Source organism: Klebsiella scottii, from assembly GCF_036561945.1.
Taxonomy (GTDB): Bacteria; Pseudomonadota; Gammaproteobacteria; order Enterobacterales; family Enterobacteriaceae; genus Klebsiella; species Klebsiella scottii.
Genome location: NZ_JARXNI010000019.1, coordinates 555,495 through 567,034 on the forward strand (window position 1 = coordinate 555,495; position 11,540 = coordinate 567,034).

At 58.7% G+C, this 11,540-nt stretch carries 12 protein-coding genes and 1 riboswitch; all 12 genes read left to right on the top strand.

Annotation, left to right across the window (positions count from 1 at the left end; translation table 11 throughout):
- Positions 1 to 237 precede the first annotated feature (237 nt).
- The 12 genes from pduF (at position 238) to QFI97_RS06445 (ending at position 11,532) form a co-directional block, all read left to right on the top strand.
- Complete coding sequence (gene pduF / locus QFI97_RS06390) at positions 238 to 1,062, top strand: propanediol diffusion facilitator PduF (protein ID WP_095098788.1); 825 nt, start codon at positions 238 to 240, stop codon at positions 1,060 to 1,062.
- Positions 1,063 to 1,248: 186 nt separating this feature from the next.
- Complete coding sequence (pocR, locus tag QFI97_RS06395) at positions 1,249 to 2,160, top strand: transcriptional regulator PocR (RefSeq protein ID WP_095098786.1); 912 nt, start codon at positions 1,249 to 1,251, stop codon at positions 2,158 to 2,160.
- 259 nt (positions 2,161 to 2,419) lie between these two features.
- Positions 2,420 to 2,731, top strand: a riboswitch (cobalamin riboswitch).
- A gap of 219 nt (positions 2,732 to 2,950) precedes the next feature.
- Complete coding sequence (locus QFI97_RS06400) at positions 2,951 to 4,330, top strand: cobyrinic acid a,c-diamide synthase CobB (protein ID WP_346430755.1); 1,380 nt, start codon at positions 2,951 to 2,953, stop codon at positions 4,328 to 4,330.
- A complete protein-coding gene (gene cbiB, locus QFI97_RS06405) occupies positions 4,327 to 5,286 on the top strand; it encodes an adenosylcobinamide-phosphate synthase CbiB (protein WP_346430756.1) in 960 nt (319 codons plus the stop codon). Before QFI97_RS06400 ends, cbiB begins: the two co-directional genes overlap by 4 nt.
- Positions 5,287 to 5,296: 10 nt before the next feature.
- The gene (locus QFI97_RS06410) at positions 5,297 to 5,929 is read left to right on the top strand and encodes a cobalt-precorrin-8 methylmutase (RefSeq protein WP_346430757.1); all 633 of its coding nucleotides are present in this window, start codon (positions 5,297 to 5,299) and stop codon (positions 5,927 to 5,929) included.
- Positions 5,926 to 7,065, top strand: a complete 1,140-nt coding sequence (gene cbiD / locus QFI97_RS06415; protein ID WP_346430758.1) for a cobalt-precorrin-5B (C(1))-methyltransferase CbiD — start codon at positions 5,926 to 5,928, stop codon at positions 7,063 to 7,065. Before QFI97_RS06410 ends, cbiD begins: the two co-directional genes overlap by 4 nt.
- Positions 7,059 to 7,664 carry a cobalt-precorrin-7 (C(5))-methyltransferase gene (locus tag QFI97_RS06420; RefSeq protein ID WP_095098777.1) on the top strand — a complete coding sequence of 202 codons (606 nt, stop codon included), beginning with the start codon at positions 7,059 to 7,061 and terminating at the stop codon, positions 7,662 to 7,664. Before cbiD ends, QFI97_RS06420 begins: the two co-directional genes overlap by 7 nt.
- Positions 7,654 to 8,223, top strand: coding sequence for a decarboxylating cobalt-precorrin-6B (C(15))-methyltransferase (locus QFI97_RS06425; RefSeq protein ID WP_346430759.1), 570 nt, complete (start codon positions 7,654 to 7,656; stop codon positions 8,221 to 8,223). Before QFI97_RS06420 ends, QFI97_RS06425 begins: the two co-directional genes overlap by 11 nt.
- Positions 8,216 to 8,989: a cobalt-precorrin-4 methyltransferase gene (locus QFI97_RS06430; protein ID WP_346430760.1), complete on the top strand. Its 774-nt coding sequence runs from the start codon at positions 8,216 to 8,218 to the stop codon at positions 8,987 to 8,989. Before QFI97_RS06425 ends, QFI97_RS06430 begins: the two co-directional genes overlap by 8 nt.
- Positions 8,970 to 10,025, top strand: a complete 1,056-nt coding sequence (cbiG, locus tag QFI97_RS06435) for a cobalt-precorrin 5A hydrolase (protein ID WP_095098770.1) — start codon at positions 8,970 to 8,972, stop codon at positions 10,023 to 10,025. Before QFI97_RS06430 ends, cbiG begins: the two co-directional genes overlap by 20 nt.
- Complete coding sequence (locus tag QFI97_RS06440) at positions 10,025 to 10,750, top strand: precorrin-3B C(17)-methyltransferase (protein WP_095098768.1); 726 nt, start codon at positions 10,025 to 10,027, stop codon at positions 10,748 to 10,750. Before cbiG ends, QFI97_RS06440 begins: the two co-directional genes overlap by 1 nt.
- On the top strand, positions 10,747 to 11,532 hold the full coding sequence (locus QFI97_RS06445) for a cobalt-precorrin-6A reductase (RefSeq protein WP_346430761.1): 786 nt from the start codon (positions 10,747 to 10,749) through the stop codon (positions 11,530 to 11,532). The genes QFI97_RS06440 and QFI97_RS06445 overlap by 4 nt, the downstream gene beginning before the upstream one ends.
- Positions 11,533 to 11,540 lie beyond the last annotated feature (8 nt).

Here is an 11,540-nt window from a genome sequence, read left to right on the forward strand (position 1 = left end):
TAGCAAAATATTGCTATGTATATTTATCCGGAATATTTGCGGAATAAGGCATCAAGCCTGTGCGGAACAATAGCGGAAGAGCAATAATTTGTTACTCATGAACGATTTTTCAGAGCCCAGCGTCGACAGATTGCCAACAATTTGTGGGCGCCAGTTTCTATAGTGATGCTCGCTGTACCCATTGCCAGCATAGCTTGGTGCTGGTCAGGACACGAACTCTGCTAAGAAGGTGTCACCATGAATGATTCGCTAAAAGCACAATGCACTGCCGAGTTTTTGGGCACCGGGCTGTTTCTGTTTTTTGGTATCGGATGCCTGAGTGCGGCAAAGATCGCCGGGGCAAGCCTTGGTCTTTGGGAAATTTGTATTATCTGGGGGTTGGGGATTTCTCTGGCCGTCTATCTGACCGCCGGGATATCGGGCGCACATCTCAATCCGGCTATCACCGTCGCCCTGTGGCTGTTTGCCTGCTTCCCAGGCAGGAAAGTCGCGCCTTACATTGTTGCGCAGGTCGCGGGGGCTTTTGCCGGCGCGCTGTTGGCGTACCTCCTTTACAGTAGCGTATTTACCGGGTTCGAAGCGACGCATCAGCTGGTGCGTGGAAGCGTTGAGAGTCTTCAGCTAGCCAGTATATTCAGTACCTACCCGGCAGCAGAGCTGAGCGTCTGGCAGGCGGCATTCGTTGAGATAGTGATAACCTCAATTTTGATGGGCATGATTATGGCGCTGACCGATGATGGCAACGGCGTACCGAAAGGGCCGCTGGCCCCTTTGCTTATTGGCCTTTTGGTCGCGGTGATTGGCGCCTCCACCGGGCCGCTCACCGGCTTTGCCATGAATCCTGCCCGCGACTTTGGGCCGAAAATCTTCACCTGGCTTGCCGGCTGGGGCAATATTGCCATGACCGGCGGACGAGAGATCCCGTACTTTATCGTACCGATCGTTGCGCCATTAATTGGCGCCTGCGCCGGGGCGGCCATTTATCGATACTTTATTGGTAATAACCTGCCTTGTAATACCTGCAAGCTGGAAGACAAGGAAGGCAAGTTCCACGATGCGTGACGGTTAATGAAATACTGAAAATGATTCATGAACCGGTATCACGAACTGGTCAAAAAGTCTCCCGCAGGTGGGAGACTTTTGTTATCGTCACCCTACTTTCTATCATGAATTTTAGTTGCAATAATGAAAAGTAAATATGAATAGAATGTTTTATTCATAACAATAAATTAACTGGGAGGTTTTATCATGATTTCTGCGAGCTCGCTTAACTCAGAACTCATTAATAAAATCGCGCAGGATTTTGCTCAGGCCACCAGTCTGGCGGTAGTGGTTGTGAATATTCATGGTGATGAAATTTCTGAGCTGTTTAATTTTACGTCCTTCTGTCAGCTCATGCGCCAACATCCTCAGCATAGCATCCGCTGCCGTATGAGCGATCGCTGTGGTGGCCTTGAGGCCTCAAAATCCGATCAGCCGTGCATTTATCGCTGCCATGCAGGCTTAACGGATTTTTCCATCCCGCTGGTGATCGCCGGGCATCTCGTCGGGTTTGTTCTGTGCGGGCAGGTTCGCCTGCGCGAGGATGTCGAGCTGGTCGATATCCTGAACGTGGATATAGGCTGGCAGGCCGATTCTGAACTATTGAGCGAGTTTCGCAACGTCCCGGAAATGGACTATTCCAGGGTCATTGCCTCGGCCGACCTGCTGAAACTTATCGTGGAAAACTGCCTGAAAAAACAGCTTAACTTTGTTGTTATTAAGGATAATCAGCAGCAGCCGGAGCCCGTGCGAACCCAGCGGGGCGTGAACCCTCACGATGGCAAAATGAAAAAGGCATTGCGCTATATTGACGCGCACCTGTCTGACGAACTACGCCTGGAGGAGGTCGCGAACCATGTTTATCTCAGCCCCTACTATTTCAGTAAGTTATTCAAAAAGTATCAGGGAATTGGCTTTAATGCCTGGGTGAATCATCAGCGTATGGTGAGCGCGAAGGAGCTGCTTTCTCACAGCGACTGGAGTATCGCCAGCATTGCACGTAATTTAGGATTTTCTCAAACCAGCTATTTCTGCAAAGTTTTTCGTCAAACCTATCAGATCACGCCGCAGGCTTTTCGCCAGCAAATAAATTCCGGATCACAAACTGAGCCATTTTAAATGACAATATTTTGTTATGGCTTTTTTTTGATATGTCTACGTATCCGCCTCATTATAAAATAAAAAAATTCCCTCCAAAGCAATAAATTGTCATAGCGCAACAAAATAATGAGCGGAGCAGGATAAGCTGCACCAGTTTTTATTTCTTTGATGGAGTAGAGTGACATCAGAAATTACCTTTCGTTTTCCAGCGTCTGATGAAGGGCGCAGTGACGAAGTAGATAAGCTGAAAATAAGCGATGGCGAGAGCCTCGGAGCTCTGGCCATAAAACCGACAGGTACGGCACGAAACGTGCCAGGGAAGGGGGTGAAAATCCCCCGCAGCCCCCGCTGCTGTGATGCTGACGAACCCATATTTACCTAAATATTCACGTTGCAGGATAACAGGCTCCAGCCGCTTTCAAACCGCGCCTGAGCCGGCCCCGCAGGGATGAGGCCATAGACGGGCCTGCTGCTGTCGCCAGCGGGCGCAACGTGAAATATGCCGGGTAAAAACCACTGATCGCAAGATTGGGAAGGATGGGAGAGGATGACGCTAAGCCAGAAGACCTGCCTGTCCGTGATTACCAACAACTTCGGTGGGAAGTGGGTTGCTCAGAGGCGTACGGTCGAAAGACCAGGGTATATCTCTTACATCATTCAGGTCTCAGCCAGGCGACGACGCGGCGGGGCTCCGCAAGCTTGCAAAAGCAGGTGATCGGGGCGAAAGCGCGGGCCAGCAGCGCTGTCACCTGAGGAATGGCGGGTATACGCACCTTTACATCCCTACCACCCTGAACAGGATCGGGGTATGGCGGCAAGGCTTCACGCATTTATTCTCGCAGGTACCGGCAGCGGCTGCGGTAAAACCACGGTTACGCTGGGGCTGCTTAGCCTGTTGAAAAATCGCGGCATGCGGGTTCAGCCCTGCAAGGTTGGCCCCGATTATCTTGATACCGGCTGGCATACTGCCGTTTGCGGCACGGCTTCCCGTAACCTCGACAGCTTTATGCTGCCCGAACCCGTTCTCAACGCGCTGTTCTGCGAGCGGATGCAGCAGGCGGATATCGCGGTCATTGAAGGCGTGATGGGCCTTTATGACGGCTACGGCACCGACCCCAACTACTGCAGTACCGCCGCGATGGCTAAGCAGCTCGGCTGTCCGGTGATTTTGCTGGTGGATGGCAAAGCGGTCTCCACCTCCATCGCCGCAACGGTGATGGGGTTTCAACACTTCGATCCGAGCCTCAATATTGCCGGCGTTATTGTTAATCGCGTCAACAGCGAATCCCATTATCAGCTGCTGAAAAGCGCCATTGAACGTTACTGCGCGCTGCCGGTTCTCGGCTATGTCCCGCGGATGGACGGCGTTGCCTTGCCCGAGCGGCATTTGGGGCTGGTTACCGCCCGAGAATCGGTGGTCAATCAGCAGCCGTGGCAGGATTTTGCCGACACGCTGGAGCGGACGCTGGATATTACGCAGCTGCTTGCCGTCAGTCGGCTCCCGGCCCTACCCGCCGGGGAGTGTCCCGCGCTGCCTCTGCCTGAGTCCGGCGCGGGCCTGACACTCGCGCTGGCCGACGACGAAGCCTTCAACTTTTACTATCCGGATAACCTCGCGCTTCTCGAACGCTGTGGGGTAAATATCGTCCGCTTTAGCCCCCTGCATGACCGCGATTTACCCGCCTGCCAGATGATCTGGCTGGGCGGCGGCTACCCTGAAATTCACGCGGCTGCGCTTGCGGCGAATACGACCATGCTGGCCCAGCTGCGGTCGGCGCACCAACGGGGAGTGGCCATTTACGCCGAATGCGGCGGGTTGATGTACCTGGGAACCTCGCTGACGGATGCCCGCGGCGAGGTTTACAGAATGGCGGATATTATTCCTGGCCACAGCCAAATGGGCTCACGGCTGACTCGCTTTGGCTATTGCGAGGCGCAGGCCACGCGGCAAACGCTGCTGGCGGCGCCGGGAGAGCGGCTGCGTGGGCATGAGTTTCATTACTCGGATTTTACGCCTGATACCCCCGCAGTTCTGGCATGTCGCAAGGTGCGTGACGGTATGACCCTGCTGGAGTGGTCCGGCGGCTGGCAGGTAGGCAACACTTTTGCCAGCTACCTGCACGTTCATTTCGCCCAGCGCCCCGCAATGCTCAAGCACTGGCTGACGGCCGCAAGGGAGGCGCTATGACGCTGCTGGCCTGGTGCGTGGCCTGGACCCTCGATTTTATTATCGGCGATCCGCAGGGCTGGCCTCATCCGGTACGCTGGATCGGCAACCTCATTACCGCGATCCAGCGCCCGGTGCGCCGCTACTGCCGCAGCGATCGCGCATTAAGGATCGGCGGAGGGCTAATGTGGCTGGTCGTTGTTGGCCTCACCTGGGGGATCTCCTGGGGCGTACTGACGCTGGCAGAAGCGATTCACCCCTGGCTGGGCTGGGCTATCGAGGTATGGATGGTCTTTACGGTGCTGGCCGGGCGCTGTCTGGCCAGCTCCGCCCGGGAAGTCGAACGCCCGCTGCGCGCGGGCGACCTTGCCGAGAGCCGCGAGAAGCTCTCGTGGATTGTCGGGCGCGACACCTCGCAGCTGCAGCCGCAGCAGATTAACCGCGCGGTAGTGGAGACGGTGGCGGAGAACACCGTCGATGGCGTTATCGCGCCGCTGTTCTTCCTGCTGCTGGGCGGCGCGCCGCTGGCAATGGCCTACAAAGCCATTAATACCCTCGATTCGATGGTCGGCTATAAGCATGAAAAATACCGCGCCATCGGTATGGTCAGCGCGCGCCTTGACGACGTCGCCAACGCGATCCCCGCCCGCCTGAGCTGGCTGCTCTTCAGCGTCGCGGCATATTTGTGCCGTCTCGATGGCGCCCGGGCCTTCCGTATCGGCTGGCGCGACCGCTACAACCACAGCAGCCCCAACTGCGCATGGTCGGAAGCCACCGTTGCCGGCGCTCTGGGTATCCGCCTCGGCGGCCCGAATGACTATTTCGGCCAGCGTGTAGACAAGCCCTGGATAGGCGACGCGGTACGCGACGTTTGCGTTGACGACATTTCCCAAACGATTCGACTGATGTGGGTCGCCTCAACTCTGGCACTGGCGCTGTTTATCGCGGCGCGGTACCTGTTGATTGGCGCGGCCTGAGGACAAAACGATGCACTACATCCAGCAGCCGCAGGCAATTGAAGCGAAAAGCTTCGACATTATTGGCGAAATTATTGCGCAAACCCGCCCGGACTACCGCTTTGCCAGCCCCCTGCACGAAGCCATTATCAAACGGGTTATCCATACCACCGCCGACTTCGAATGGCTGGATATCCTGTGGTTTTCCAGCGATGCGCTGGAACGGCTTTGCGCCGCGCTCGAACGTCGATGCGTGATTTACACCGATACCACGATGGCGCTTTCAGGAATCAATAAAACGCTGCTGGCGAAGTCGGGTAGCGAGTGCCGCTGCTATATCAGCGACCCGCGGGTGGTGAGCGCGGCCAAAGCCCAGGGGATCACCCGCTCAATGGCCGCCGTCGATATCGCGGTAACCGAAGAGGGCGAGAGGCTGTTTGTTTTCGGCAATGCGCCAACCGCGCTGTTTCGTCTGCTCGAACACGATGCGGCGGTTAGCGGCGTGGTGGGGGTTCCGGTGGGTTTCGTCGGGGCTGCGGAATCAAAAGATGCGCTGACGAAAAGCCGCTTTCCGGCCATTGCCGCCCTCGGGCGCAAAGGCGGGAGCAACGTTGCCGCCGCCATCGTCAACGCGATGCTCTATTACCTGGAGCGCACACGATGAGCGAGCAATCCTTTGATGCGCCGGTCTGGCACAACGGGAAGGCGCTGCGTAAAGGCTATACCACCGGGTCCTGCGCTACCGCGGCGGCGAAAGTTGCGGCGCTGATGGTCCTGCGCCAGCACCTGATTCATCAGGTCTCGATCGTTACGCCATCGGGCGTGACCCTCTCTCTGAACGTTGAGTCGCCGCATATCGAGGGGCAGCAGGCGATTGCGGCCATCCGTAAAGACGGTGGCGATGATGTCGACGCCACGCACGGGATGCTGATTTTTGCCCGGGTCACTCTCAATGAGAGCGGTGAAATTAGCCTGCAGGGCGGCGAGGGCGTCGGCACCGTGACGCGTAAAGGGATTGGTCTGCCGATCGGCAGCCCGGCGATTAACCGTACGCCTCGGCAAACTATCGAGTCGGCGGTGCGAGAAGCCATCGGCCCCGCGCGCGGGGCGCAGGTGGAGATTTTTGCCCCGGAAGGCGAAGAGCGGGCGCAAAAAACCTATAACTCGCGGCTCGGTATTCTGGGCGGTATTTCGATAATCGGTACCACCGGGATCGTCACGCCGATGTCCGAAGAGAGCTGGAAGCGCTCGCTGTCGCTGGAGCTGGAAATCAAGCGCGCGGCGGGCCTGGAGCGGGTGGTGCTGGTGCCGGGCAACCACGGGGAGCGCTTCGTGCGCGAGCAGATGGGTATTGATTCCCAGGTCGTGGTCACCATGAGCAACTTTGTCGGTTACATGATCGAAGAGGCGGTTCGGCTGGGCTATCGGCAAATCGTGCTGATCGGGCATCCGGGTAAGCTGGTCAAAATTGCCGCCGGTATTTTTCATACCCACAGCCATATTGCCGATGCGCGGATGGAAACGCTGGTGGCGCATCTGGCGCTGCTCGGCGCGCCTCTCGAACTGCTCAAACTGGTCAGCGACTGCGACACCACCGAAGCGGCAATGGAACATATCGACGCCTACGGTTTTCAGCATCTTTATAACCATCTTGCCGAGCGGATCTGCCTGCGCGTGATGCAGATGCTGCGCTTTACCAAAACGCCGCCAGTCTGCGATGCGATCCTGTTCTCCTTTGATAACAAGGTTCTCGGCAGCAGTCGCCCGGTCGCAGAGATTGCGCGGGAGATGGCATGTTAACGGTGGTCGGCATGGGGCCGTCGGGGCTGCACCTGATGACGCCTGCGGCGCGGGAAGCGGTGGCGGCGGCAGACGCTCTGGTCGGCGGCCAGCGCCATCTGCAGCAGTTCCCCGAATTTCGCGGCGAACGCTTTGCTTTGGGCGCCAATATTCCTCAGCTGCTGGCGTGGCTCGGCGAGCGTGAGGCGCAGCGCGTGGTGGTCCTGGCTTCCGGAGACCCTCTGTTCTACGGCATCGGCAGCCGTCTGGTTGCCCACTTTGGCCTGGAACGCGTGCGCATTATTCCCGGTATTAGCGCCGTGCAGTATCTGTGCGCGCGTTCGGGGATCGATATGAACGATATGTGGCTCACCAGTAGCCACGGCCGCAGCGTCAGTTTTGACGAGCTGGCGCGCCATTGCAAGGTGGCAATGGTAACGGATGCCCGCTGCGGCCCTCGTGAAATAGCCGCCCAGCTCACGGCACGCGGCAAAGGGTATCGCTGGATGGTGATTGGCGAAAATCTGGCGATGGATAACGAGCGGATCCACTGGCTACCGGTCAGTGAGGTCGACGCCGAATATGAAATGAATGCGGTGGTGATCCTCGATGAAAGATGAGCTTTTTCTGCGCGGTGAGAAAGTCCCGATGACCAAAGAGGCGGTGCGCGCGCTGGCTCTTGCAAAGCTGGAGCTGCATCAGGCCAGCCATCTGATTGATATTGGTGCCGGGACCGGCAGCGTCTCGATTGAAGCGGCGCTGCAATACCCCTCCCTGCGGGTGACGGCAATCGAACGAAACCCGGCGGCCCTGCGGCTGCTTGACGAAAATCGCCAGCGCTTCGCCTGCGGCAACATCGACATCTACCCCGGTGAAGCGCCGATGGTTATCACCGAGCAAGCCGACGCGATTTTTATGGGCGGCAGCGGCGGCCATCTCGAGGCGCTGATTGACTGGTCGCTGCAGCAGCTCTATCCCGGCGGCCGGCTGGTGATGACCTTTATCCTGCAGGAGAACCTCAGCGCCGCCCTGGCGCACCTGCAGCAGTCCGGCATCACCGGGCTTGATTGCCTGCAGCTCAACGTTTCGTCCCTGACCGCGCTAGGTAGCGGCCACTACTTCAAACCGAATAACCCCGTTTTTGTTATCGCCTGTCAGAAGGAAGAAAACTATGGCTGAGACATTTGATTCCCGTTGTGTATGGTTCGTTGGCGCAGGGCCGGGGGACCGCGAGCTGATTACCCTCAAGGGCTACCGGTTACTGCAGCAGGCCCAGGTAGTTATCTATGCCGGATCGCTTATCAACACCGAGCTGCTGGCGTACTGCCCGGCGGATGCGGAGTGCCACGACAGCGCTGAATTGCATCTCGAACAAATTCTCGGCCTGATGGCGGCGGGCGTAAAAGCGGGGAAGACGGTGGTACGCCTGCAGACGGGGGACGTGTCGCTCTACGGTTCCGTGCGTGAGCAGGGCGAAGAGCTGACCCGTCGCGGCATCGGCTGGCAGGTGGTGCCGGGAGTCAGCGCGTTCCTGGGCGCTGCGGCCGAGCTTGGCGTTGAGTACACCGTTCCGGAAGTCTCGCAGAGCCTGATTATCACCCGCCTTGAGGGGCGCACGCCGGTGCCGGAACGCGAGCAGCTGGAATCCTTTGCCAGCCATCAAACCTCGATGGCGATTTATCTCTCGGTTCAGCGGATCCATCGGGTCGCCGAGCGCCTGATTGAGGGCGGCTACCCGGCGGCCACTCCGGTGGCGGTTATCTATAAAGCGACCTGGCCTGAGAGTCAGACCGTACGCGGCACGCTGGCCGACATTGGCGATAAGGTTCGCGAGGCGGGGATCCGCAAAACGGCGCTTATCCTGGTCGGCAATTTCCTCGGTACGGAGTACCACTACTCCAGACTCTATGCGGCGGACTTTAGCCATGAATACCGTAAAGCCTGAATCCATAGCTCTTTTTTGCCTGACGCCCGGCGGCGTGCTGCTGGCTAAACGGCTGGCGGCGATGCTGCCGGTCACCTGCTTTACCAGCGAGAAGCTGCTGGAGGAGGGATTTACCGCCTTTGACGGCGGGTTTGCCGCCAGCGCGCGCGACGCTTTCGCCAACTATTCCGCGCTGATTTTTATCGCCGCGACCGGCATCGCGGTGCGCGTGCTGGCGCCGCTGGTTAACGACAAGTTTAGCGATCCGGCGGTAGTGGTGATTGACGAGCGCGGCCAGCACGTGATCAGCCTGCTTTCCGGCCATGCCGGCGGCGCCAACGCCTTGAGCCGCTATCTGGCCGGCATGCTGGGCGCCGATCCGGTGATTACGACGGCCACCGACGTCAACGAAATGGCGGCGCTGGATACGCTGGCATTCCAGCTTAACGCCCGGATGAGCGACTTTCGCACGGCGGTAAAAATCGTCAACCAGCTGCTGGTGAGCCATAAGCGCGTCGGGCTGTGGTGGGACGAGGAGCTGGCTGAGGACGTACGCCACTGCGATCGCCGGGGGTTTATCACCGTCAGCGACCTGCAGCGGCTTCCCGCACTCGATGCGCTGGTGTGCGTCAGCCTGCGCAACGACCTTCCCGAGCTCCCGGTTATGCACTGGAAGCTGGTGCCGCAGCGGGTTGTGGCCGGAATCGGCTGTCGCCGCGATACGCCTTTCCCGCTGCTGGCAGCGCTGCTGGCCCGGCAGCTGGCGGCACAAAAGCTCGACCCGCTGGCGCTAAAAGCCATCGGCAGCGTCACGCTTAAAAAAGATGAGCAGGGGCTGATTCAGCTTGCCTCCTGCTGCCGCGTGCCGTTTGAAACCTTTAGCGCCGACGCCCTGCGCGAACATGAACACCGCTTTCCGGTGTCGACGTTTGTCCGCCAGACCGTCGGTACAGGAAGCGTCTCCGGTCCGGCAGCGTGGCTGCTGAGTCATGGACAGCTGTTAGGCGAGACCCTGCGCGAACAGGGCGTCACTATTACTTTGGGAGTTTCACACTGATGTTAACCGTTATTGGGATTGGCCCCGGCTCGCAGGCAATGATGACTATGGAGGCCGTTGAAGCGCTCCAGGAGGCGGAAATTATTGTCGGTTATAAAACCTATACCCATCTGGTGAAGGCCTTTACCGGCGAAAAGCAGGTGATAAAAACCGGGATGTGCAAAGAGATTGAACGCTGCCAGACCGCGATTGAGCTGGCGCAGGCCGGGCACAAGGTCGCGTTGATCAGCAGCGGCGATGCGGGAATTTATGGCATGGCGGGGCTGGTGCTGGAGCTGGTCAGCAAGCAGAAGCTGGACGTCGAGGTTCGTCTGGTTCCGGGGATGACGGCCAGCATCGCCGCGGCTTCCCTGCTCGGCGCGCCGCTGATGCACGACTTTTGTCATATCAGCCTCAGCGACCTGCTCACGCCGTGGCCGGTTATCGAAAAACGCATTATTGCTGCCGGCGAGGCTGACTTTGTTATCTGCTTCTATAACCCGCGTAGCCGGGGCCGTGAAGGCCATCTGGCGCGCGCCTTCGAGCTGCTCTCTGCCAGTAAAAGCGCGAATACGCCGGTGGGCGTCGTGAAATCGGCCGGGCGTAAAAAGCAGGAGAAATGGCTGACGACCCTCGGTGAGATGGATTTTGCACCGGTAGATATGACCAGCCTGGTGATCGTCGGCAACAAAGCCACCTATGAGCAGGATGGCCTGATGATCACCCCGCGAGGCTACACGCTGTGAATGGGGGCGAGGTGCTGGTGATAGGCGGAACCAGCGACGCCAGGGCGCTATGCCAGCAGCTGGATGCGGCGCAGGTCAGCTATACCCTGTCGGTTGCCACGCCCGTCGGCAGGGCGCTGGCCGGTGATATCAAAGGCCGGATACGCTGCGGCCGCCTGGAGCTGAGAGAGATGATCGCCTGGCTGCAGGAAAACCGTACCCGCTGGGCGATCGACGCCTCGCATCCCTACGCCGAGGCGGTGAGCCGCAATATTGTGCGCGCCTGCGCAGCGACAGGCGTGCTGCTGAGCCGCTATCAGCGTCCCGAACAGCTCAGCGAATTGACGCATCCGCAGCTTTATCCCGTGCAAAGTATTGCGCAGGCCTGCGCTGTCGCACGGCGCTTTGGCGAGCGCGTGCTGTTGACTACCGGCAGTAAGGAGCTGGGGCTCTGGCGGGAGGGATTAGCCGGGAAAACGCTGCTGGCGCGCGTGCTGCCCGTTGCTGAGGTGATGACGCAATGCGCCGAACTCGGCTTTGGCGTCGGCGAAATCTTTGCGCTTTGCGGGCCGTTTAGCGCCGAATTTAACGCCGCCTTTTATCGTCAGTGCCGGGCCGATGTGGTGATCACGAAAGCCTCCGGCGCCGAAGGAGGCTATCGGGAAAAAGTTCAACCCTGTCTGGATGCAGGTATTCCCTGCATCGTAATTACCCGTCCGGCGCCGCTGGTGACCGGTGACGAATTACTGGAAAGTCAGGCCGCATTTGCCGGGCGCTTAGCGCGCTGGCTAGCTGCTGCTTAAGGAGTCAG